Annotated in this window: 18 protein-coding genes; 10 read left to right on the top strand and 8 right to left on the bottom strand. The window is 43.4% G+C overall.

Going from position 1 to position 22,645, the window contains the following annotated elements; translation table 11 throughout:
• Positions 1 to 57 precede the first annotated feature (57 nt).
• A complete protein-coding gene (locus BLU80_RS08695; protein WP_091396708.1) occupies positions 58 to 1,218 on the bottom strand; it encodes a sigma-54-dependent transcriptional regulator in 1,161 nt (386 codons plus the stop codon).
• Between the two features lie 284 nt (positions 1,219 to 1,502).
• Here BLU80_RS08695 and BLU80_RS08700 point away from each other — a divergent pair, with 284 nt between their 5' ends.
• Both BLU80_RS08700 and BLU80_RS08705 read left to right on the top strand, forming a co-directional pair.
• Positions 1,503 to 1,808 (top strand): YtxH domain-containing protein, encoded by a 306-nt coding sequence (locus tag BLU80_RS08700; protein ID WP_091396710.1) that lies wholly within the window; start codon positions 1,503 to 1,505, stop codon positions 1,806 to 1,808.
• A gap of 353 nt (positions 1,809 to 2,161) precedes the next feature.
• Positions 2,162 to 2,689 carry a c-type cytochrome gene (locus BLU80_RS08705; protein ID WP_211481800.1) on the top strand — a complete coding sequence of 176 codons (528 nt, stop codon included), beginning with the start codon at positions 2,162 to 2,164 and terminating at the stop codon, positions 2,687 to 2,689.
• A gap of 188 nt (positions 2,690 to 2,877) precedes the next feature.
• Here BLU80_RS08705 and pckA read toward each other — a convergent pair whose 3' ends face one another.
• Complete coding sequence (gene pckA, locus BLU80_RS08710) at positions 2,878 to 4,497, bottom strand: phosphoenolpyruvate carboxykinase (ATP) (protein WP_091396712.1); 1,620 nt, start codon at positions 4,495 to 4,497, stop codon at positions 2,878 to 2,880.
• A 491-nt stretch (positions 4,498 to 4,988) separates the two neighbouring features.
• Here pckA and serA point away from each other — a divergent pair, with 491 nt between their 5' ends.
• Positions 4,989 to 6,221 (top strand): phosphoglycerate dehydrogenase, encoded by a 1,233-nt coding sequence (gene serA, locus BLU80_RS08715; RefSeq protein WP_091396715.1) that lies wholly within the window; start codon positions 4,989 to 4,991, stop codon positions 6,219 to 6,221.
• A gap of 180 nt (positions 6,222 to 6,401) precedes the next feature.
• Entirely contained in the window at positions 6,402 to 7,508 is a 1,107-nt protein-coding gene (locus tag BLU80_RS08720; RefSeq protein ID WP_091396718.1) for an NAD(P)/FAD-dependent oxidoreductase, read from the top strand.
• Between the two features lie 88 nt (positions 7,509 to 7,596).
• Here the strand turns inward: BLU80_RS08720 and BLU80_RS08725 are convergent, their stop codons facing one another.
• Both BLU80_RS08725 and ppk1 read right to left on the bottom strand, forming a co-directional pair.
• A complete protein-coding gene (locus BLU80_RS08725; RefSeq protein WP_091396720.1) occupies positions 7,597 to 8,475 on the bottom strand; it encodes a Ppx/GppA phosphatase family protein in 879 nt (292 codons plus the stop codon).
• Between the two features lie 109 nt (positions 8,476 to 8,584).
• Positions 8,585 to 10,711, bottom strand: a complete 2,127-nt coding sequence (gene ppk1 / locus BLU80_RS08730) for a polyphosphate kinase 1 (RefSeq protein WP_091396723.1) — start codon at positions 10,709 to 10,711, stop codon at positions 8,585 to 8,587.
• A 227-nt stretch (positions 10,712 to 10,938) separates the two neighbouring features.
• Between ppk1 and BLU80_RS08735 the strand changes: the two genes are divergently transcribed.
• Positions 10,939 to 11,409 carry an SMI1/KNR4 family protein gene (locus tag BLU80_RS08735; protein ID WP_091396726.1) on the top strand — a complete coding sequence of 157 codons (471 nt, stop codon included), beginning with the start codon at positions 10,939 to 10,941 and terminating at the stop codon, positions 11,407 to 11,409.
• Between the two features lie 120 nt (positions 11,410 to 11,529).
• On the opposite strand, the gene rfaE2 is transcribed toward BLU80_RS08735, so the two are convergent.
• The 4 genes from rfaE2 to BLU80_RS08755 all read right to left on the bottom strand — a co-directional run bounded on the left by rfaE2 (position 11,530) and on the right by BLU80_RS08755 (position 14,235).
• Positions 11,530 to 12,030, bottom strand: a complete 501-nt coding sequence (rfaE2, locus tag BLU80_RS08740; RefSeq protein WP_091396728.1) for a D-glycero-beta-D-manno-heptose 1-phosphate adenylyltransferase — start codon at positions 12,028 to 12,030, stop codon at positions 11,530 to 11,532.
• Positions 12,031 to 12,457: 427 nt separating this feature from the next.
• Complete coding sequence (locus BLU80_RS08745; protein WP_091396731.1) at positions 12,458 to 12,904, bottom strand: GNAT family N-acetyltransferase; 447 nt, start codon at positions 12,902 to 12,904, stop codon at positions 12,458 to 12,460.
• 163 nt (positions 12,905 to 13,067) lie between these two features.
• Complete coding sequence (gene panD / locus BLU80_RS08750) at positions 13,068 to 13,418, bottom strand: aspartate 1-decarboxylase (protein ID WP_091396733.1); 351 nt, start codon at positions 13,416 to 13,418, stop codon at positions 13,068 to 13,070.
• A gap of 10 nt (positions 13,419 to 13,428) precedes the next feature.
• Positions 13,429 to 14,235: a 2,3,4,5-tetrahydropyridine-2,6-dicarboxylate N-succinyltransferase gene (locus BLU80_RS08755; protein WP_091396735.1), complete on the bottom strand. Its 807-nt coding sequence runs from the start codon at positions 14,233 to 14,235 to the stop codon at positions 13,429 to 13,431.
• Between the two features lie 63 nt (positions 14,236 to 14,298).
• Between BLU80_RS08755 and BLU80_RS08760 the strand changes: the two genes are divergently transcribed.
• The 5 genes from BLU80_RS08760 to BLU80_RS08780 all read left to right on the top strand — a co-directional run bounded on the left by BLU80_RS08760 (position 14,299) and on the right by BLU80_RS08780 (position 22,620).
• Positions 14,299 to 14,901 carry an L-threonylcarbamoyladenylate synthase gene (locus tag BLU80_RS08760; RefSeq protein ID WP_091396738.1) on the top strand — a complete coding sequence of 201 codons (603 nt, stop codon included), beginning with the start codon at positions 14,299 to 14,301 and terminating at the stop codon, positions 14,899 to 14,901.
• Between the two features lie 293 nt (positions 14,902 to 15,194).
• Complete coding sequence (locus tag BLU80_RS08765; protein WP_244518831.1) at positions 15,195 to 15,812, top strand: DUF47 domain-containing protein; 618 nt, start codon at positions 15,195 to 15,197, stop codon at positions 15,810 to 15,812.
• Between the two features lie 35 nt (positions 15,813 to 15,847).
• Positions 15,848 to 16,891 carry an inorganic phosphate transporter gene (locus BLU80_RS08770; protein ID WP_091396745.1) on the top strand — a complete coding sequence of 348 codons (1,044 nt, stop codon included), beginning with the start codon at positions 15,848 to 15,850 and terminating at the stop codon, positions 16,889 to 16,891.
• 906 nt (positions 16,892 to 17,797) lie between these two features.
• Positions 17,798 to 21,031: a SusC/RagA family TonB-linked outer membrane protein gene (locus BLU80_RS08775; protein WP_091396748.1), complete on the top strand. Its 3,234-nt coding sequence runs from the start codon at positions 17,798 to 17,800 to the stop codon at positions 21,029 to 21,031.
• A gap of 35 nt (positions 21,032 to 21,066) precedes the next feature.
• Positions 21,067 to 22,620 carry a RagB/SusD family nutrient uptake outer membrane protein gene (locus BLU80_RS08780; RefSeq protein WP_091396750.1) on the top strand — a complete coding sequence of 518 codons (1,554 nt, stop codon included), beginning with the start codon at positions 21,067 to 21,069 and terminating at the stop codon, positions 22,618 to 22,620.
• Positions 22,621 to 22,645 lie beyond the last annotated feature (25 nt).

Below are 22,645 nucleotides of genomic sequence, written 5' to 3' on the forward strand. Positions count from 1 at the left end.
GTTTTTATAGTAGAGGCAGATCCATAAGACCCGGCAGCTTTAGAAAATGAGGTAATCCTATTTAGTAATTACATAATTATGGATGTCTTCCAGTTTGATCTTATCGCCTGCCAGTATAATGAGTCTTTCCACCACATTTCTTAACTCACGAATATTTCCCCGCCAGTTATGTTCCTGTAAAGCCTTGAGCGCGTCTTTATCAATTTTTTTGATAGGCTGGCCATAATCCTGGGCAATATCTTCCAGAAATTTTTCGACCAGCAGGGGAATATCTTCCCTGCGGTTGTTCAAAGAGGGGGTATGTATTAAGATGACGCCCAGCCGGTGATAAAGGTCCAGCCGGAAGTTCTTTTCTTCCACTTCTTTGAGCAGATCCTTATTGGTGGCGGCAATTACCCGGACATCCACATTGATTTCTTTTTCACCGCCCACGCGCTGAATTTTGCCTTCCTGCAGCGCCCTTAGGACTTTGGCCTGTGAGCTGAGACTCATATCGCCGACCTCATCCAAAAACAAGGTGCCGCCACTGGCCTGTTCAAATTTACCGATATGCTGTTTAACGGCTGAGGTAAAGGAGCCTTTCTCGTGTCCAAATAATTCACTTTCAATAAGTTCCTGAGGGATGGCTGCACAGTTGACTTCCACCAGCGGTTTGCCGGCCCGGTTACTTTTTGCATGAATCCATCTGGCTACCAGTTCTTTACCCACTCCGTTTTCTCCGGTAATGAGCACCCGGGCATCCGTCTCCGCCACTTTGTCAATGGTGGCCTTGATTTTATTAATCTCTTCCGACTGACCAATCATTTCCTGGACCTTGGCGACTCTTTTTTTGAGGGTCTTCGTTTCTTTACTCAGGACATTTTTGTCCGTAGCATTGCGGATGGTAATCAGTAACCGGTTTAAGTCCGGAGGTTTACTAATAAAATCAAAAGCGCCTTTTTTAACCGCTTCCACAGCTGATTCAATATTGCCGTGGCCGCTGATCATGATGATGGGGGTATCGGAATTTAGCTCCATGGCTCTGGTCAGAAATTCCATACCATCGAGCTTGGGCATTTTTATATCGCAGAGAACAACGTCATAGGTGTTTTCAGAGAAGTGTTTCCAGCCGTCCTCACCGTCGACTGCCTCATCCACTTTGTAACCTTCAAAGGTCAGAATTTCCTGAAGGGTTTTGCGGATGGCCTTCTCATCATCAATCACTAATATTTTTGCCATAACTTTTTACTTAATCGCTTAAAGTTGTTTGTTTTTAAGGGTAATAATTACCTGCGAATATAGTTTTTTTTACCTAAATCTGGCCTTGTGTGCGGTGATATTAAGCGGTCCTTAAAAATTTAGCGCTGATGGTAGCCGAAGCTACCCGTAGCGGGGAAAATAAATCCCCTCAGATTTGGTATAGTCACCTGAGTTTCTTATCTTAACATTGAGTTTGATGATCTTGGCAAGGTTGTTGAATCTTCTAGATTAATCCTTATTAATAACATTTAAAACTATTCATTATGAGTGCAAAACATATTTTGGTTGGAACGATTTCCGGTATTGTGGCCGGGGCAGTTGTGGGCTTAATGCTGGCGCCTCAGTCAGGTGAAGAAACCCGTAAACAGCTCGCAGATTCTACCAGAGATCTGAAAAATAAATTTAATAAATGGACGGAGAAGTCCATGGAAGAGTTGGATGATTTACAAGATGTGTTTAAATCAGAGGTGGCAGGCGTCAGTGATGACATCCGTGAACGTGTACTTAAACTGATTAAGAAAGTTAAACGTTCTGCAAACGATGTCTCTGAGGAGGTAGCAGAAGCATAAAATGCATTTGCTTAACAGGGGCCCTTCTGACAGGAATTCATGCTGCCCTCAGGATCACCCAACAAAGTTTTGAAGTTATAATACCGAGATATTTGGCGGCCGGTTTTAATTTTCCAGGCCAGAATATATACCAGGAATTATAACCCTTTACTTCAACAACACAACATACAAATGAGTGCTGTTCAGATTAACTGTTAGGTTAACACTGAAGGCGCTCTTTTTTTATTGTAGCCACCTGCAGCAAACGGTAACGAATTTTTTATTTTGAAAGTAGTTTTCAGTTATTTATATTTACGGTATAAATAATAAGTGGATATGTACTTATTATAAATTCTATTCAAATTCGAAGTGATATGTTGAAAATTAAAGCCAATAAAAACAAAGGCAGTGTTCTTGTTATTTTGGGAGCACTGTTCATAGGCGTGTTGATGTCTTTTTCATTTACACAGCCTAAGCACAATTTTAAGGTGTTACCACAAGACATTACCCGGGACAGTCTGATGGGAATCATGCATGGATTCAATAAGGCACTGGGCGTTAAATGTGATTTTTGTCACGCTAAGAGTAAACTGGATTCTACCAAACTGGATTTTGCCAGTGATGAACTAAAGCATAAGGAGTTTGCCCGCCACATGATGGAAATGACCGCCTCCATCAATAAGGACTATTTTAATTTCCGCAATTCAAGTCGTCCGGATACCATTCAGGTGGTGACCTGTGTCACCTGCCACCACGGTAGTAAGCATCCCGTCAGCAGTATGGAGGATATGGGACCGGATCATTTTAAGAAAATGGGACCCGGTATGCGTCCGGCAGGTAAAGACGGTGCTCCCGGTATGCCGCCGCCCCCTCCACCACCAGTCAACCAAAAAGCCAGTTAATAACAAGACCGGCTACTTCAAAAACAGTAAGGGCTGGCAGCCCTCCAAAAAGAGGGTTGAACAGGATATAAAACGATAATTAAGAAAGCGCCGTATATGCAGGTAGTTGCCTGCATATACGGCGCTTTCTTATTGTTATACCTTTATAGGTTAACCTGCATCGTGATCTCTTCGCTTAAAAAAGGCAATCAGCGGATGATTTTGGGGCCGCCTGCTCTGGTAGAGGCACTGGCCTTTTGTTCATATAATTTGAAGTTTTCAATAAACAAAGAAGCCAATTTATTTGCTTGCTGGTCATAGGCTGCCTTATCCGGCCAGGCTGCTCTCGGATTGAGGATGTCTGATGGAACACCCGGGCAATACTGGGGTTTTAACACCCCAAAAACATCATGCGGTATATAAGGCACATCTTCCAGTTGATTATTTAAAGCGGCCAGAACCATGGCTCTGGTGTATTTCAGATCAATTCGTTTTCCTGTACCATAGGCGCCGCCACTCCAACCAGTATTGATCAGCCAGACATTAATCTGTGGGTGCTTTTGCAGATTACGTCCTAATAATTCTGCATATTCCGTCGGATGTAATGGTAAAAAAACATGACCAAAACAGGCGGAGAATACTGTCTGAGGTTCCTTGATGCCTACTTCCGTTCCGGCTACCTTGGCCGTATATCCACTGACAAAATGATACATCGCCTGCCCTCTGGTCAGTTTTGAGATGGGGGGCAGGACGCCGAAGGCATCACAGGTCAGAAAAAAGATGTTGCTCGGCAGGTTGCCAAAGGAAGGATGTTTGGCGTTTTTGATGTAGCTGAGTGGATAAGCTGCCCGGGTATTCTCTGTTATAGACGCGTCAGCGTAATTGATCCGGTTTTCCCCCGGATAAAAACTGACATTTTCTAGTAGGGTTCCTTTTTTTATGGCGGCGGCTATCTCGGGTTCTTTTTCCGGACTCAGGTTAATACATTTGGCATAACAGCCGCCTTCAAAATTAAAGATGGCATGTTCCGCCCATCCGTGTTCATCATCTCCGATAAGGGCTCTGTCGGGAGCGGCACTCAGGGTGGTTTTGCCGGTACCGCTTAATCCAAAAAACAGGGCCACATCGCCCTTTTGCCCTTCATTGGCGGAGCAGTGCATGGAAAGCACTTTATGGTCATGCGGTAAAAGAAAATTCAAAACGCTGAATATGCCTTTTTTTATTTCTCCGGTATAAGCGGTGCCACCGATTAAAACGATTCTTTTGGTAAAATTAATAATCGTAAAATTGGCCTGTCTGGTACCATCGGTTGAAGGGTCGGCTAAAAAGCCGGGCGCCTGAATAATTTGCCACTTTGCCTGATGGGAGGAATCGGTAGCAGGGGTCTTTAGACTATGATCAATAAAAAGGTTATAACAAAATAAGTTGGCCCAGGGCGTTTCATTGATTACCTGTATCTTCAGATTGTATTCAGGGTATGCGGCCGCACTCACATCCCTGATCCAGATTTCCTTATCAGCCAGATAGGCGATCACTTTATCATACAAGCGATTAAAGACTTCTGTACTGATCGGTATATTGACATTCCCCCAGTCCACTGCACTGGTGGTGATGGCGTCTTTTACAATAAACTTGTCTTTGGGAGACCTGCCGGTAAACTTCCCCGTGTTTACGCATAAAGCGCCTTCTTCACTGAGTCTGCCCTGGCCTAATTGGAGGGTTTGTTGTTCCAGCTGGTCGGGCAGCAGGTTGTAGTAGATTTTTTTTGCATCAAAGAGATTAGGCGCCGCCTTGGGTGCTGCGGTGCTGTTGTCGGATAAAGTTTGCATAACGCGTTTAAAAACTTTTATTTTTATGAACGTACATTTGTTAGTTAATGCAAGGTAGGAATAAATTCTTGAGAACAAAGTATTTCTGCGTGAATAATTTCACTGTTAAAACATTGACAGAACCCTCCTTATAAATCCTGAAAAAATATTTTTATGATTTTTTGTCAGACATTTTCTTTTCTAAAGCCTATTAATTTAATAGAGTATTATCGCTCTCTTGACAATATATAAAATATTGTCAGACAATATTTTATGTGCTGGTTGCAGACCTTAGTGAAATCCCCCCATTTAGGATAATGAATGAGCCGTTTGTGAAAAATACATCCGGTGACCATTAACATCTATTAGTTTAGATTCGATTAAATTCGCAAATGTTAAATAATACAGGCTGTATTTTTTATCGGAATTAATTAGATTCTATGCAAAAATATTGAAGCAGCTATGTAAAATTTGCATTATTTTCAAATACTCATTAAACAAATGAAAATTGCATGAAAGAGCAAACCAGTTATCCGAAGGAAAAAATTAATATTCTCTTTTTAGAGAATATCAGTGACAAAGCCGTTGAGCGTTTTAAGTCCGCAGGTTATACGAATGTGAAAAAACTGACCGGTGCTTTAAACGAAGAAGAACTCGCCAAGGCTATTAAAGATGTTCATTTAATTGGGATCCGCTCGAAAACTAAAATAACTGCAAAGGTTTTAAAAGCCGCCACAAAATTACAGGCCATCGGCTGTTTTTGTATTGGAACCAATCAGGTAGACCTGGATGCCGCTAAAAATGCGGGAGTCGCTGTTTTTAATGCACCTTACAGCAACACCAGAAGTGTGGCTGAATTAGTGATTGCAACCTCTATTTTGTTAATCCGTAAGATATTAGATAAGAATAAAGCGGCGCATGACGGTATCTGGCTGAAAGATTCTAAAGAAAGCTATGAACTGCGTGGCAAAACCATGGGGATAATTGGTTATGGTAATATCGGCACCCAGTTGAGTATTTTGTCAGAAGCGTTGGGTATGAGGGTGTTATTTTATGATGTAGCGACTAAATTACCTTTAGGGAACGCGGCCTCTACCAAATCCATGAAAGAGCTGGTCAGCAAATCTGATATTATTTCTCTGCATGTACCCGAAACACCGGACACCAAAGAGATTGTCAACGAAAAATTATTGAAATCCTTTAAGGACGGCTCTATTTTAATCAACTATGCCAGAGGGCATTGTGTAGACATAGAGGCCTTGGTAAAACACCTGCAAAGTGGTCATCTCTCCGGAGCGGCAATCGATGTATTCCCGGTTGAACCTAAAAAAATCGGCGATGCATTTGAAACCCCGCTCAGAGGCTTAAGCAATGTGCTGCTTACACCGCATATCGGTGGTTCCACAGAAGAAGCGCAGGCGAATATCGGGGATGATGTCAGTAAAAAACTATTTGACTACCTGGAAAACGGGGTGACCAATCAATGTATTACGGTCCCATCTATCGTATTACAGGCGCATCCCAATGCACACCGCATTTTGCATATTCATGAAAATAAGCCGGGTGTGCTTAGTGAAATCAATACTTTATTGTCTAAAAATAAAATCAACGTATTGGGCCAATACTTAAGTACCAATGATACCATTGGTTATGTGGTACTTGATCTGGATAAAAAACTGTCCGGAAAAGCAGTGGAATTACTCAAGGACGTAAAAGGTACCATCAAAGTGCGTACGGTTTATTAATCGCCTACAGGGTTTACAGAAAGATACAATTAAAAAGCCTGTTCTCTTTTTTTGCGCTCAACGCAGAGGAGAACAGGCTTTTTTTTTGCCTGTAGTAAAAGGATCGCACTGACAGATGCCTGGTCCCAGCCCTGAAATATAAACTGGCGGGTTTGTCGCTCAGTGATTAAATTTGCAGTTATGAAACAAGTGGATGTCTTGATCGTCGGGCAGGGGATAGCCGGTACTTTTCTGAGTTTTGAATTGATGGAGGCGGGTTTTTCTGTGATGGTCATCGATAACCAACAGGGTGGTAGCGCCAGTCGGGTTGCCTCTGGCGTGATCAATCCGGTTACCGGTCGCAGGGTGGTGGAAACCTGGAAAATTGGTGCGTTATTACCCCTGGCCCTGGATAGTTATAACCGGATTGCGCTAAGACTGCAGATGCCTCCCGTTGCCAGGGCAGTGGAAATCCTCTCTGTTCACGGAAGTGAACAGATGCGGGATGCTTTTAATAAAAGGATGGAGGCTGGCAGCGCCTATATCCGGGAGATAAATGTAGATAAACCGGGCCGGTTTTTTAACCACCCTTACGGCGCAAGCGTTATTACACCTGCTTTGTTGATCGATATCAAAGGACTGCTGGACCGTTACAGACTTTATTTACAAAGCAAGCAATGTCTGATGGCGTGTCAGATGGACTGGTCCGCGCTACAACTGGATCAGGACAGACTCCAGCAGTACGGAGCCGTGAGCTACCCGTACGGGGCTGCCCCAGAGGAGAAGATACAGGCAAAATGGATAATTGCAGCAGACGGCTGGCAGGCCGGGAGTAATCCTTATTTTAAGCAGCTTGCTTTTCGCTATAATAAAGGAGAGGCTTTAATCGTTGATATAGCCGGCTTGTCCAGAGAATATATTTATAAGCTCAGGTATAGTGTCGTTCCCTGGGAAGGGGATACAATGACCGCCTCAAAAAATCTATTTTGGGTGGGATCTACCTATCAGTGGACTTTTGAGCATGATCAACCAAGCGATGCTTTTAAAGAAAACGTGCTTGAATTTTTAGATAAAGAACTCTTACTGCCCTATAGCGTGGAAGATCATCTGGCGGCCGTCAGACCAGCCAGTATTAACCGACGGCCCTTTGCGGGATTTCACGAGGATTATCCGCAACTTGGGGTTTTAAATGGTCTGGGAACAAAAGGCTGCTCTTTAGCTCCATATCTGGCCCTTGGCTGGCGGGATTTATTGACCCTGGGTAAGGACTTTGATCCGGAACTCAGTCTGGATGCTGACCGGCATTAATTAACCGCTCCGATAATGAATGTCAACCATATGATCAAGGCGGCCTTACCTAAAGCGAAAGCGGCGTCGCCACTAAAAACAGTTCAGATTATTTTTTGACGTGGGTGTATAGTTCCCGGATCAGACCATCAGCGACCCCTATCTTTGGAACGTAAATCTCCTGAGCCCCGGTCCAGCGCATAATTTGTAAATAAATCTGAAGGGCCGGTACAATGACATCTGCCCGGTCTTCTCTTAAATTATACTGATGCATTCTTTGTGGCACCGTGAGGGCTTCAAACTGTTTATAGTAATTTCTAAGGGTTCGAATCGAAAGCGGTTTGCCTTCTTTTGTCTTACTCAGGGAGAATATTTTATTAATATTGCCCCCTGAACCGATGGCTGTTATCGGCAGATCGCAGACGATTTTTTCTTCTACCAGTTTTTTTAGCTGATTCCAGTCATTTTCAGACCACTGACCTTCCAGAAGGCGGATGGTACCGATATTAATGGATTTTTTAAAGATCTGTTTTCCCTTGACATAAAAATTGAGTTCCGTACTACCACCACCTACATCAATATATAGATAAGCATGCTCTTTACTGAGCATTTCTGCGATATGGTTTTTAAAGACCAGGGAGGCTTCCTGGGCACCGGTAATGATTTCAATGGGTATGCCTGTTTTCTTTTTTACATCAGCGATAATGGTTTTGCTGTTCTGGGCATCCCGCATGGCACTGGTCGCACAGGCCCGGAACTGTTCTACCCCATAGGCATTCATTAAGTGGCGGTATGCCTGCATGGTATTGATCAACATGGCTTCTCTTTTAGGGCCGATTTTAGAAAGTTTGAAAACATCCATGCCAAGCCTTAGCGGTACCCGCACCAGATTCATCTTACTGAACTCCACATTTTTTCCCTTACCTTTTACATCGGCAATGAGTAAGCGGGAGGCGTTACTTCCTATGTCAATCGCTGCTAATACCATACTGTTTTATTTTCGTTTCGGCAGCCGGACTTTAATGGCTCAGAAGGCTATGCCCTCATGAAAAAAAGTCCGGTTTCCGTTTAATATTTGTTCAGGGTGATCATTCACTTTATGATTCAATAGTCCTCGACTGGTCATCCGGCTCTACCGGCCGGACAAGCGCTTTATCCGCCTGTTCTTTCAGATAGTGATAGATTTCCATCTGTGAACGCACCTCCTTTTGTTTTTCGCTGCTATGAATATACTTATTTTCCAGCGAACTATCCAGAATTCTTGCCTTTACATTATCAGAAAGTTGTATTTCCAGAATATCACGGAGTCTTTTTTTGAGCGTGGGATTCTGAATTTTAACGGCGACTTCCAACCGGTGTTGCAGGTTACGTACCATCCAGTCGGCGGAGGAAATATAGGTGGCATGCTTGCCGCCATGGTGGAAAATGAAGACCCTCGCGTGCTCCAGATATTCATCCACAATACTGATGGCAAACATATTTTTTTTGAATTTTTTAAAGTGTGTATTGGCTGAACAGATGCTGCGAACAATCATTCTGACCGGTACGCCTGCATAGGCCGCCTCGTATAGTTTCTGGATTAAAACATCGTCACTTAAGGAATTGAGTTTTAAGGTGATTCCTGATTTCTTTCCAGCCTTTGCCGCTTCAATCTCCTGGTCGATGCAGGTAATAAAATGCTCCCGCATATTGGTAGGCGCTATAATAAGATGTTTGCACTTTAATAGAATGGATTCATCTTTGAGCTCAGCACTGGCCAGGTACCTGAATATCTTTGAAATATCGGACATGATTGCCTGGTTGGAGGTCAACAGGTAAAAGTCTCCGTATATTTTAGCCGTCTTTTCATTTAAATTGCCGGTAGCGATAAAGCCATAGCTGATCAGTTTATTATGGACCCTTTTTTTTATGACACAGAGCTTGGCATGGACTTTTTTATCCGGGATGCCGATCAGGGTTTTTACACCCTCTTCTTCGAGTCTTTCTTTCCATTCCAGATTGGCCTGTTCATTAAACCTGGCTCTGAGTTCAATCATGACGGTGACCTGCTTGCCATTACGTACGGCATTGATCAGCGCATTGATGATTTTAGAATTAGAGGCCAGCCGGTAGGCGGTCAGTTCAATGGTCTCTACATCGGGATCCATAGCAGCTTCCCTTAACAGGTCTATGACCGTTACGTAACTATGGTAAGGAAGACTTAGTAAAATATCTTTTTTTAACACGACATCCGTGACCCTTCTTTTACCAAAGACATCCGGATGAGTAAAAGGGGGCTGGTTCCTGGTAGACTTAAAGGGGAGTAGTCCGGGCAGTTCTGTAAAATCCCTGAAATTGTGGATTTTTTCACCCGGTATAATATTGTCCTTTTGACTCAGATGAAGGTTTTTAATCAAAAACTGTAACAGGCCACTGTGCATCTGTTTGTCATAACCAAAGCGGACAGCTTTGCCCTTACGGCGGTTTTTCAGTCCTTTTTTTATTTTCTGGACCAGGGTGCTGGAAAGGTCATTGTCGATGTCAAACTCCGCATCTTTGGTCACATTAAATATATAGGCTTCAAACTGGTCATAATCAAAAAAGGAAAATATAAAGGGCAGATTGAACCGGATCACATCCTCTAATAATATGATATGTGTCTCACTGGCTTTGGAGGGTAATCTTAAAAAACGCCCGTGAATGTCCGAAGGGATTTCTATCAGTGCCAGCTTATGATCCATGGGATCCAGCTTTTTGTGCATGACCACGCCTAAATACAGGCTTTTATCTCTCAGGTAAGGAAGGGCGGGCAAATCCTCAATCAGTAAGGGGATGACGCTGGAGGCCACCTCCTGGTCAAAATAATTTCTGACAAAGGTTTTCTGTCTGGCCGACAGCGATAAAGCGTCTTTTAAATAGACCTGCTGTGCCGACATTTGGTCCACAATACCCTGCCAGATCGAATTAAATTCACTTTGCTGACGCAGCACAATTGTTTGTATTCTTTCCAGAATGGCTTCCGGTTGTTGCTCGAAGTAGAAGTTCGCTTTTTTACCTTTTAACAGCACCATGCGTTTAAGGGCTGCTACCCGTACCCGGAAGAACTCTTCCAGGTTACTGGAATGGATGGCTAAAAACTTAATCCTTTCAGCCAGCGGTACCGTAGGATCACTGGCCTCTTGCAGGACCCGCTCATTAAAACTAAGCCAGCTGATGTCACGCGGTATATTCTGAATGGGTTTCATGAGATAAATTTTATAGCCAACTAAACAGCCTAAATATGTTTTTAAAATTATATTTGTAAAATAAGTTTTACCTTTAAAGTTAGGAATTGGGAGGTACTTAGGGATAATTAATGCGTTAAATAATTGTAACTGTTTTATTTACATATTTAATTCATTAGTTAGCTACTGGTATTCCCTGGTTGTAAGGATCGGTACAATATCAGCTAAAGGCTTTTTGCATACGAGATATGGGCAAACTAGGACAAATTAAGCATATCTGGTCTTTTGAAGGGATTTCATTATTTGAATTGGCAAGTGATGTTTCCCTGGACGTATTTGAGCAACGCAACCAGGTGGTGCTGCCACCGGATTTAAGGGATTATTTTAAGCAACTCAATGGTACCCAGCAATTATATGATAGTCATATGTTTCAGTTTTATGAACTCAAGTCTTTTGTGCCCATCAGACAGTTATATGATGACTGGGAGGGAGTTCCTGATTATGGCTTGATTCCCAGTACTTTAAAAAACCATCAACAGGTCTATGTATTTGCCAATTTCAGTAACCATCTGTATGCTTATGGCATTAGGCTGTATTCGGAAGCAGCAGAAAAAAACGAGATTTACGTTATCTGCGGAGGGGACTATCATCCCATCGCTGAGAGTTTTACGCAGTTCGTAGATTTATATCTGGAGGATAATGAAGCGCTGTATTTTTAAAGTGTCTAGGATCGCTTTTATACAGACAGCCTTTGAAGATGGCCTTGTGATATGCTTTGCGTAAGGTTTTCAGCTATTCTGCCCGGTGCGCATTCTCCCGAAACAGTATCTGACGGGCCTTTATGAAAAGTGAGATCCCTTTAATTTTTTCAGAGTGGCCGTAGAGGAATAGCCCTCTAAAATGGGGTTAATAATAACCGTTCCGCCATTTGCCTGAACTTCTTTTGCTCCAACTACCTGATCAATAGTATAATCGCCGCCTTTGACCAGAACGTCAGGCATCAGGGCCTGAATGGTCAACAGGGGAGTAGGCTCATCAAAGATCACCACGGCGTCTACAATGGTCATGGAGGCTAGTAATAAGGCGCGGTCCTGCTCTTTGTTGATGGGACGGCCCTCGCCCTTATTGTGTCGGATGCTGGCATCGGAATTGACGGCTACAATCAGGCAATCCCCATGAGCGGCGGCCTCATTTAATGAGACCAGATGGCCTGCATGTAAAATATCAAAACAGCCATTGGTAAAAGCCACTTTTTTCCCTTTTAAGCGCCAGCCGGCAACCACTCTTTTTAAATCTTCCAAACTGTAAACCTTGCTACCTGCAAACGCTGTAATTTTCATGTGTTGTGTTTAGCAGGTAATTTACCATAAAATCATTACAAACCAATCATAAATAAAAATTATGTTTTTCAATCGGAGCATTTCCTTTTTTTAATTCTTCTACCTTTTAGCGCTCATCTGAATGACAATACATTTAAGGTATTGTTGTTTAGCTAATTGTATGTAGCGACTGTTGATATCACGGACAATTTTTACTTTTTACCAAAAAACGTCCTCCATTTTAATTCGGTGATGAGTATGGCAAGGAATATTAAACACCCCCCCCTCCAAAAGCAAAAACAATATCTATAACCCTGCTCTTCGGTGCGGTCTGCGAGGCTGTTCTGGGATGTTAGCTTCGCGCATCCTTACGGATTTGTTTATTCATTACCGCAGGGAGGATCCGGATCCCATTATTAAAAATATTTTAGAATTCATATAGCACTTATTATTTTCGGACCATTTGTATATGAGGTATTCCGTCTTCATCGTACTGTTGACCCTCTTGTACAAATCCCAATGAGTTATAGAAGTTTTTCAAATACAATTGTGCTCCAATTCGAATGGTGGAAGTATGGTATTGCTGCTGACAGGCCTGAATGGATTTTTCCATCAGCTGTCTGCCTAATTTCAGGCCTCTGAATGGCTTGCCGATAATCACTCTTCCGATGGACGGCTCAGGGTAGGAGATTCCTGCCGGCAATAATCGCGTGTAACCGGCAAGTTTATCATCAACTAGCAACATTAAATGATAGCTGCTTTCATCTTTATCATCCAAGTCCTGATAAATACATTGCTGTTCTACAACAAACACGTCAGCTCTAAGTTTTAATATCCGATACAGTTCCTTGTTGCTAAGATTTTCAAATGATTTTACCAGGTATTTAATTTTCATATTATTGCTTTTTTTATGTGGATATTTTCCCGGAAAAGAAAAGAACACAGGGTTTCATAAACAATAAGCACCCTGGAGCATGATGGGTTCAATAGAACCGCTCCAGGGTGCTGCTTTTTTCCGCTCCGGTGTAAGCACACCTCAGACGTTTATTTTTTCTCCTCTAAGGAAGCTTATTGGTTCCTTCTTTGGGAAAGACCACTTTTGGCTGAAATGTCTTGGCGGCTTCAAAGTCCATTAAGGCATAGGAGATAATGATAATGATATCACCTACGGCCCCTCTTCTGGCAGCCGGTCCGTTTAAACAGACGGTGCCACTGTTTCTTTTGCCTTTGATCAGGTAGGTTTCTATACGCTCCCCATTATTGACATTCACGATCTGAACCTTTTCGCCTTCGATCATCCCGGCTGCCTCCATAAGTGCCTCGTCAAGGGTCAGGCTGCCAACATAGTTTAAATTGGCTTCTGTCAGAACTGCCCGGTGGACTTTGGATTTTAATACCTCAATTAACATACTTATTTATTTAGACGGCTACGTTAAAATCACGCAGGGCATCATTGAGACTTGTTTTAAGATCTGTGCTGGGTTTACGCTGACCGATAATCAGTGCACAGTTCACATTGTAAGTGCCTGCAGGGAAAGTTTTGGGATAGCTTCCCGGGATAACCACACTGCGGGCAGGAACGCGGCCCTTGAACTCTACAGGAGTTTCTCCGCTGACATCGATTATTTTGGTGGACTTGGTCAGAACAACATTTGCGCCCAGTACAGCTTCTTTTTCCACGATCACACCTTCCACAACAATACATCTGCTACCCACAAAACAACCGTCTTCTATAATAACAGGAGAGGCCTGCAGTGGTTCAAGCACACCGCCAATGCCTACACCACCACTCAGGTGTACACCCTTTCCGATTTGTGCGCAGCTGCCGACTGTAGCCCAGGTATCTACCATGGTTCCTTCATCGACATAGGCACCGATATTCACATAGCTAGGCATCAGCACTACGTTTTTGCCTAAAAAAGCGCCATAACGGGCAACGGCATGCGGCACGGCACGCACACCCATGGCGGCATAATCTTTTTTAAGTAACATTTTATCATGAAACTCAAAAGGCGCCAGATCCCAGGTCTGCATTTTCTGGATACCAAAATAGAGTAAGATCGCTTGCTTTACCCATTCATTGACCTGCCAGCCATTATCAGAGGGCTGAGCGGTACGTAATCTGCCCTTATCGACCTCTTCAATCACATTACGGACAGCATCCACATATTTTTGATCTTCCAGTAAGGACCTGTCTTGCCAGGCGGCTTCAATAAGTTCTTTCATTATAGTTTTTAATTTTTAATGGATTTTGCAAAATTAATGTATCACAAGGACTAATTTTGAATTATGGGAAAAGACTTTGAATTTGACCTGGATCGATGTCTGGAATGTCTGAATGGTGATGGGATATTTCTATATCCCACCGATACGGTCTGGGGACTGGGAGGCGATGCGACCAATGAAGCTGCTGCTGAGCGTATTATGAAACTGAAAAACCGGCCCGCCCATAAAAGTTTTGTTATTTTAGTGGCAGATGAACAGCAACTGGCTGGTTATGTGGATAATATAGATCCCAGGATTACTGAGTATCTGGCGCATTTTAAAAAACCCACTACGGTTATTTACCCTTCGGCCCATGGGCTGGCGCCCACGGCCGTGGCAACAGACCAGTCGGTGGCCATCCGGATTTGCAGAGAACCCTTTTGCCAGGCGCTGTTGCTACAGTCTGGAAAACCGCTACTAAGCACTTCTGCGAACCTAAGCGGAGAAGCAACGCCCGGTATTTTCAGTGAAATCAACTCCGTTATTAAAAATGGAGTGGATTATGTGGTACAATATAAAAGAGAGCAGCTAAGCCCTGCCGAGCCTTCCACCATTATTAAATGGCATCCTGCGTTTTTTGAATCAGGCAGCGGCCTGGCTAGTCCGGTGGAAGTCATCCGGTTGTAAATACAGGGTGCTGGAAAGCGGTTTGCGACCAGATGATCATGTTGGGGTAAAACAGGTTTTTCTAGCTGGATTTTTCGATATTCTCCTGTTTTAAGCTAATATTATAATCAATTATATGAGGGGTGTATTGTTTTTAAAAATACTTATAATCAATTTGTTGTAAATTTTATGCGGACCAATATTAATTTTGTATTAACTTACAGAAGATAGGGTACTCAAAAGGCTATTGCAGGTTACTTTTGCACAAAATATATATATAAGTTATGGGACTAAACAACTTTGGGAAAATTTTTATGCCGAAGAACAGAATATTCTATGACCTGTTCGAAAGTGTGGCAGAAACACTGGCCACTATGGGTAAAGAGCTCAAACGTATGGTAGAAGAGTCCGACAGGGATAAGCGGGCAGTAGTGGTTTCCAGGCTGGAAGACCTGGAGCATAAAAATGATGAAGCTACCCATCAGTTATTTACAGAACTGGGTCGTAATTTCATCACGCCTTTTGACAGAGAGGATGTTCACGCGCTAGCCATGTCTTTAGATGATATTGCCGATTGTATATATGCTTCCGCCAAAAAAATTCATTTTTATAATGTTAATCCTAACGAAACCAGCATCCAGAAAATGGCCGAGCTGATCGAATTGGGAACCAAAGAAATTCAGGTGGCCGTTAATTGCCTCAGGGATATGAAGCATTTAAGAAAGATGACGGAGTCGCTGATCCGGATTAACAGTATTGAAAATCAGGCAGATGATATCTATGATCTGAGTATTGAAAAGCTCTTCCAGGTAGAAGAGGATTTTAAAAGTCTGATTAAGAAAAGAGAAGTGTTTCAGGTAATGGAAAAAGTAGTGGATAAAATGGAAGATGCTGCCAATACGGTAGAATCCATTATTATCAAATACTCTTAATGCTAAACCTACACTTCTAATATAAAAAGCAGGCTATGTTCGGATTTTCCGCATTATTAATTGTCGTAATCGTCCTGGCCCTGATATTTGATTATATCAACGGGTTCCACGATGCTGCCAATTCCATTGCTACAATTGTATCAACTAAAGTTTTAACGCCTTTTCAGGCCGTTCTTTGGGCTGCACTCTGGAATTTTGTCGCCTATTTTGTCTTTAAAGAACATAAGGTCGCCAATACGGTGGCTAAAACCATTCATCCTGAATATATTACGATGACCATTATCCTGGCAGGGATTGTTGCGGCCATCGTCTGGAACCTGATCACCTGGTGGTTTGGGATTCCTTCCAGCTCCTCGCATACCTTAATCGGCGGGTTTATCGGGGCGGCACTGGCCAAAGTAGGTCATTTCGATGTGATAGAAATGGTGAATCTGGGTAAAACGGTATTATTTATATTTCTGTCACCCATCATCGGTATGTTCCTGGCCTTTGTGATTACCGTTCTGATTAACTGGATTGCCCGAAAGTCGCATCCTTATAAAGCGGAGAGATGGTTTAAAAGATTGCAGCTGGTTTCTTCCGCCGCATTTAGTCTGGGACACGGGGGCAATGATGCCCAAAAAGTAATGGGGCTGATTACGGTAGCCTTACTTTTAGACAGAAATGGCGGAGCTCCACTCGCAGAGAATGCGCCTATTTTGGAAACTATGTTACAAAACAGCTGGATACCCTTTGCCTGTTATACCGCAATAGGTCTTGGTACCATGAGCGGAGGCTGGAAAATTGTTAAAACCATGGGGTCCAGAATCACCAAGGTAACACCCATTGAAGGGGTTGCGGCTGAATCTGCCGCCGCATCTACGCTGATTCTGACTGAGGCGATGGGTATCCCGGTTAGTACCACCCATACAGTATCCGGTGCCATTATGGGGGTAGGAGCTACCAAGAGACTCTCCGCTGTTCGTTGGGGGGTAACCATTAACCTGGTATGGGCCTGGATTCTGACAATCCCGGTCAGCGCTATAATGGCCGCCATCATGTATTGGATATTAAGGCATATTTTTAATCTGCCGGCCTAGTAAGAAAGTTCTGATCTTCGCCGGCCCTAATTTTTCAGTGCCGGCCAGAAAATAAAAGATATTCAAAAAAACTGAGGTTCTGTTTTAACCAGCCAGGTTAAAACAGAACCTCAGTTTTTTTGTGTCCATCGTACATATTAAATAAATATATTAAGTGTTTTGAATGTTATAAAGGGTGTGAATAGAAGGAAACTAATCACAATTTTTAAAATATTTAATTATTATTAATGTAATTATTTTCTTGTCTTGTTCATGACAGGTAAACGAAAAATCAGCCCAAGTTGTACCGTTAAAATTAAGACGCGTTAAAGAGCAGAATTGCTATTAACAAATTTCAATTTTCTTTAAGAAAAATCATCAAAAATTTACATTTAATTTTTTGTGTGTATTATCTGATTGATTATCAATAATACTATTTTGTTTTGTAGTGGTCTTGTAGTGGGTATTTATTTTTTTAGGGGCCTCATTTTGCAAAACTTTGTTTCATGGTTTTAACAAAAAAAAATCTGTTTGGTAAAAAACCTTAAAAATATTTTTTGGCTTCCAGTACGGAAGCTGATTAACGGCTTACCGGCGAGCTTAGAAAATCCTGCTGTTCAAAAATAGAAATAAATGGATGACAACTTAGAGACAATTAAAGACCGGATAGACCATTAAGAGATTTCTGTGTGATGTTATGAAAGATTATGTATTCAATAATATGCTAAAAACTGTTTTTTCAAAGAAGCCAGACTCCGGTCTTTTGAAAGGAGACCGCAAAAAAGAAGGGTAATACCTCCGGGCTGGTTCCATTATATCTGCAAGGAAAGCAACCAATTATTCATAAACGCAAAATTACAAACCAAGCGACCGGTCAGCGATCAGGAAACCTGCTGATGGTTGTAAACAAAACCAAAAATCAAGTATATGAGCAAGCTGAAACCAAGGTTTTTTAGAATGCCCTTTTTACTGACACTATTGATCTGCCTTTTATGGGCATATAATGTGAAAGCAGGGCAGGGGAAGATGGAGCTGACCTATCAGCAGCAGTTATTAACCGGTCAGGTTACCGACAGTACAGGTCATGGACTGGGCGGTGTATCCGTTCAAATCAAAGGTACGACCACTGGTACACTGACGGATGACAACGGTAATTTTTCCATTCAGGCAGGCCAAAATGATGTGTTGGTCATTCAATACGTAGGCTATATTACGCAGGAACTGACGGTTAACGGTACGGAGCCCGTCCGTATCCGGTTAGTGCAGGATGTCACGGATTTGAGCCAGGTGTTGGTGATTGGTTATGGTACCCAGAAAAAAAGTCTGGTGACCGGCGCCATCGCACAGGTCACTTCCAAGGATATCGCCAATAAGCAGATTGGCCGACTGGATGATGCCTTAAGAGGACAGGCAGCGGGTGTGTCCGTCATTCAAAGTAATGGCGCACCGGGTTCAGCTCCTGCCGTATATGTACGTGGGGTAACTTCTATTAATAATAGTGTGCCCTTATACGTCATTGATGGAGTCGTACAAACCGGGAATGGGGGGATTGATTATCTGGATCCTAATGATATCGCTTCCATAGAAGTTCTTAAAGACGCCGCCTCTGCGGCAGTATATGGTTCCAGAGCCTCCAACGGTGTAATCATTATCACGACCAAGCAGGGGAGATTAGGCGAAACCAACCGCGTTAATTATAGCGGACAATACGGCTGGCAGGCGCCTATTACCAAGGTCAAAATGGCCAATGCGACCCAATACGCCGAGCTGCGTAATGAGGCAGCCTTAAATGACGGCGCTTCACTGCCCTATCCGGCGGCTGGCATTTATGGCACCGGAACCAACTGGCAGGATGAGATTTTCAGTGATCATGCCATTTACCAGAACCATAGCTTAAGTATAAGCGGTGGCTCAGAGAAGGCGACTTATTATCTCTCCGCCGGCTACAGAGGTCAGCAAGGTATTATCGCACCTTCTATTGCCTTTAATAAACAATTTTCTCTGACGACCAATACCAGTTTTAAACTGGGCAAATACGTGAAAGTAGGGGAAAACTTTAGTTTTACCAATCAGAAAAACAATACGGGCCTGAATACGAACTCTGAGTACGGCGGACCTTTAAGTGACGCCTTGAACCTGGATCCGATTACTCCTGTTACCGTTAACAGCGATTTTGTTACGGCAAATCCGGGCACGTATCCGACAAGCAGAATTCCCTATCTGATTCAAGCAGGTAATGGTGAGTATTATGCGATCTCTCCCAGGGTGCAGCAGGAGATGACCAATCCACTTGCTTTTATCCAGACACAGAAAGGCAATTACGGCTGGTCCAATAACTTTATCGGAAGCGGTTATATTAATATTAACCCCATTGAAGGACTGAATCTGCGTTCTCAGTTCAGTGCCAAAGGCGGGTTCTGGGGATCTGAATCTTTTGGGTCCTTTTATTATATGAATACGACCAACGACCACACGCCGCCTAATGGCACCCAGAATTCTCATTACAGAGACGCCGAACATAATCTGACCTGGAACTGGGATAATACGGCTTCTTATAGCAAAGAAGTCGGACTGCATAGTTTTGAACTCTTGGCGGGCATGAGTGCCACCAAGCAGACGGGCCAGGGGGTAAATGCCACGCATTATGGCGAACCGGTTACGTCCTATCAGGACGCCTCCTTTAACTGGGGTGTTTCCCAGGATTCAACAGCCGGCTGGGGTTATGAAAACCAGGTGTATACGTTGGAATCATTTTTCGGACGTCTGAGTTATAACTATGCGGAAAAATACCTTTTGATGGGTATTGTCCGTAGAGATGCTTCTTCTAAATTCGGTTCTGATAACCGGTGGGCAACATTTCCTTCCGTGCAATTAGGCTGGGTCGCAACCAAAGAAAACTTCTTTCCTAAAAACACCCCGATTAATAATTTAAAGTTCCGCTTCTCCTATGGAGAAACCGGTAATGAAATGTCCCTTGATAATTTTATGTTTCAATCCGTAGTTAACGGCGGTGGCCGTAGAAATGCGGTATTCGGGGATAACATGCTGCTGGTAGGATATAGCCCTTCTGCGCCCAGCAACCCTGCTTTAAAATGGGAGCAGACCAGTCAGCTGGACGCCGGCTTTGATATGATGCTGTCAGGAGGCTTTTCTGTAACCTTTGATTATTATAATAAGAAAACCAGTGGTATTCTGCAAACGGTACAGATTCCGGGATTTGCCGGTTATCTGGGCCAGCCCTATGCCAATGTGGGTGATATGAGTAATAAAGGGGTTGAACTGGAGCTGGGATGGAATAAAAACTTCAGTCAGGATATCCATCTGAGACTGAATGGTAATATCTCTTATAATCAAAACCGCGTCACTTATCTGGGAGACGGAAAAGCTTATTTAGATGGCGGAGCCAGTTGGCAGGCCAGCTTGTATAGCCTGACACGTACAGCCGTGGGACAGCCCGTGAATGCCTTTTACGGATTTAAACAGTTAGGAACCTTTAAATCTCAGGCAGAAATTGATGCTTATGGTTATACGGATGCGGGTGGCGATTTTCAGCTATTTCAACCCAATGCCAAGCCCGGTGATTTAAAATGGTGGAAGAATCCTGATAATCCGGATGACGCAGGTAAGGGCGTGATCGGCCAGGGAGACAGAACTTTCCTGGGTGATCCTAACCCGCACTGGCTATATGGCGTTAACCTGAATTTTTCCTGGAAAAACTGGGACCTGCTGGCTTTTGGTCAGGGCGTCTGGGGCAATCAGATTTTTCAGGCCTATCGACGCAGAGATGTGGGCGTAGGTGGTTATGCAGGCGGCGCGAACTATCAGGTGGAAGCGCTGAATGCCTGGACAACGCTCAATCCTACCAGCAATTATCCGCGTATTACGGATGCGGATCCTAATAATAACTTTGCCAATCCCTCTGATTTTTATCTGCAGAGTGGTGCTTATTTCAGATTAAAGACTCTGCAGATCGGCTATACGATGCCTAAGTCTTTACTCAATGTAATCAAAGCACAGACTGTCCGGATTTATGCGAGTGCCACGAATTTAGTTACACTAACTAAGTATACCGGTTATGACCCTGAAATAGCAGGTGGAGTGGATAAGGGCTTATACCCGCAGGCAAAGACATTTATTATTGGTTTGAACATTGGACTTTAATTTTTAGAAGGGAATTCTACAAAAACAAATTGTATATGAAACGAAATAAAATATTATTATATAGTAGTCTGGCGCTGGGGGCTTTGCTAAGCTTATCTGCTTGTTCCAAGTCTTTTTTGGAACCGACGCCAAAAGGAGAGTCTCTGGAAAGTAATTATTATTCAACACCCGCAGAAGCGCTGGCCGGGCTGGTGGCTGCTTACGGTCCCAGTCAGGTAACTTATACCGGCAGTTATGTCTCTCAGGAAGGGCTGGCCAATGCGGCCTCCGATGAATGTTATTCAGGCGGCGGTAGCGTCAATGACCAGATTACCTGGACGGCGATGAATGACATGAGCTTACTGACGCCTGCACAGATGCCCAGCGGTTTATGGTCTGTAAACCTGCAGGGGGTATCCGCCTGTAATCTGATCTTATCCAAATTACCCGGCGCTTCACTGGATGACGCAACCTTAAAACGCTATACAGGTGAAGCCAAGTTCTTAAGGGCTTATTATTATTTTCATTTGGTTCGCTGGTTTGGCCGGGTGCCCTTGTTTACCTCAGCCGTTACCCTGGATGAAATCTATGCGGCCACGCAGAGCTCTCCGGATTCTATCTATGCACAAATAGAAAAGGATTTAAATGATGCAGCACCAGATCTGCCTAAAACGGTAGATGCCTCAGAAAATGGCCGGGCCACCCAAGGCGCTGCCCTGGCTTTACTGGGGAAGGTCTATCTGTATGATAAAAAATACAGTCAGGCGGCAACAGAGCTGGCCAAGGTCAATGGTACGCCCGGAGGCACCAGCCCTTATGGTTATCATCTGATGGCGAACTATGGAGATATTTTTACCCAGAAATTTAATGCAGAGTCCATTTTTGAGATCCAGCATTCCCAGACACAGAACTATGGCGACTGGGGTGGCGGCACCGCTACCGGTAACCTGTATGCGGTCATGTGCGGTCCCAGAAACTATAGTTTTAAATCGGACCCTGCACCTACCATCGTTACTGGCTGGGGCTTTACCCCTGTCTCTTACGACCTGCATGATGCCATGGTGGTAGATGGTAAATATGATCCCAGATATCCATATACCATTTATAATATCGACAGTATGGCCAATGCGGGTTTATGTGCTTATTCTGCTACTGCGTATAGTGTAAGCTTTCCTTATTCAGGATATAATATCGCCAAATTTGCGCCGCTCCAGCAGTTCAAGGGCTCTGGCGGAGACCCTTATCTGAACTACGGAGTGGATTATATAGAGATCCGTCTGGCAGATACTTACCTGATGGAAGCAGAGGCGCTGGTGCAAGGCAGCGGCGATAAATCCAGGGCACAGGCATTGTTGGACGCTGTAAGGGCAAGAGTGGGCCTGAGTCCTGTCACGGTTTCTATGGATGCCATTAAAAATGAAAGACATCTGGAGCTCGCTACAGAAGGTCACCGGTTCTTTGATCTGGTACGTTGGGGAGATGCCGATAAAGTACTCAATCATATGGAGAAAGGATATTCCAAGAATTTTGTGACCGGCAAAAATGAGGTGTTGCCGATTCCTCTTTCTGAACTGACCAATACGAAGATGGTACAAAACAGTGGCTATTAATATCACTTAACCTATTATTTAAAAA

The sequence above is a fragment of the Arachidicoccus rhizosphaerae genome, assembly GCF_900107765.1.
GTDB lineage: Bacteria > Bacteroidota > Bacteroidia > Chitinophagales > Chitinophagaceae > Arachidicoccus > Arachidicoccus rhizosphaerae.

What these genes read in the sequence shown, in the direction of transcription:
- BLU80_RS08695 (WP_091396708.1), bottom strand. Translation starts at nt 1,218, where the DNA reads ATGGCAAAAATATTAGTGATTGATGATGAGAAGGCCATCCGCAAAACC.
- BLU80_RS08700 (WP_091396710.1), top strand. Translation starts at nt 1,503, where the DNA reads ATGAGTGCAAAACATATTTTGGTTGGAACGATTTCCGGTATTGTGGCC.
- BLU80_RS08705 (WP_211481800.1), top strand. Translation starts at nt 2,162, where the DNA reads ATGTTGAAAATTAAAGCCAATAAAAACAAAGGCAGTGTTCTTGTTATT.
- pckA (WP_091396712.1), bottom strand. Translation starts at nt 4,497, where the DNA reads ATGCAAACTTTATCCGACAACAGCACCGCAGCACCCAAGGCGGCGCCT.
- serA (WP_091396715.1), top strand. Translation starts at nt 4,989, where the DNA reads ATGAAAGAGCAAACCAGTTATCCGAAGGAAAAAATTAATATTCTCTTT.
- BLU80_RS08720 (WP_091396718.1), top strand. Translation starts at nt 6,402, where the DNA reads ATGAAACAAGTGGATGTCTTGATCGTCGGGCAGGGGATAGCCGGTACT.
- BLU80_RS08725 (WP_091396720.1), bottom strand. Translation starts at nt 8,475, where the DNA reads ATGGTATTAGCAGCGATTGACATAGGAAGTAACGCCTCCCGCTTACTC.
- ppk1 (WP_091396723.1), bottom strand. Translation starts at nt 10,711, where the DNA reads ATGAAACCCATTCAGAATATACCGCGTGACATCAGCTGGCTTAGTTTT.
- BLU80_RS08735 (WP_091396726.1), top strand. Translation starts at nt 10,939, where the DNA reads ATGGGCAAACTAGGACAAATTAAGCATATCTGGTCTTTTGAAGGGATT.
- rfaE2 (WP_091396728.1), bottom strand. Translation starts at nt 12,030, where the DNA reads ATGAAAATTACAGCGTTTGCAGGTAGCAAGGTTTACAGTTTGGAAGAT.
- BLU80_RS08745 (WP_091396731.1), bottom strand. Translation starts at nt 12,904, where the DNA reads ATGAAAATTAAATACCTGGTAAAATCATTTGAAAATCTTAGCAACAAG.
- panD (WP_091396733.1), bottom strand. Translation starts at nt 13,418, where the DNA reads ATGTTAATTGAGGTATTAAAATCCAAAGTCCACCGGGCAGTTCTGACA.
- BLU80_RS08755 (WP_091396735.1), bottom strand. Translation starts at nt 14,235, where the DNA reads ATGAAAGAACTTATTGAAGCCGCCTGGCAAGACAGGTCCTTACTGGAA.
- BLU80_RS08760 (WP_091396738.1), top strand. Translation starts at nt 14,299, where the DNA reads ATGGGAAAAGACTTTGAATTTGACCTGGATCGATGTCTGGAATGTCTG.
- BLU80_RS08765 (WP_244518831.1), top strand. Translation starts at nt 15,195, where the DNA reads ATGCCGAAGAACAGAATATTCTATGACCTGTTCGAAAGTGTGGCAGAA.
- BLU80_RS08770 (WP_091396745.1), top strand. Translation starts at nt 15,848, where the DNA reads ATGTTCGGATTTTCCGCATTATTAATTGTCGTAATCGTCCTGGCCCTG.
- BLU80_RS08775 (WP_091396748.1), top strand. Translation starts at nt 17,798, where the DNA reads ATGAGCAAGCTGAAACCAAGGTTTTTTAGAATGCCCTTTTTACTGACA.
- BLU80_RS08780 (WP_091396750.1), top strand. Translation starts at nt 21,067, where the DNA reads ATGAAACGAAATAAAATATTATTATATAGTAGTCTGGCGCTGGGGGCT.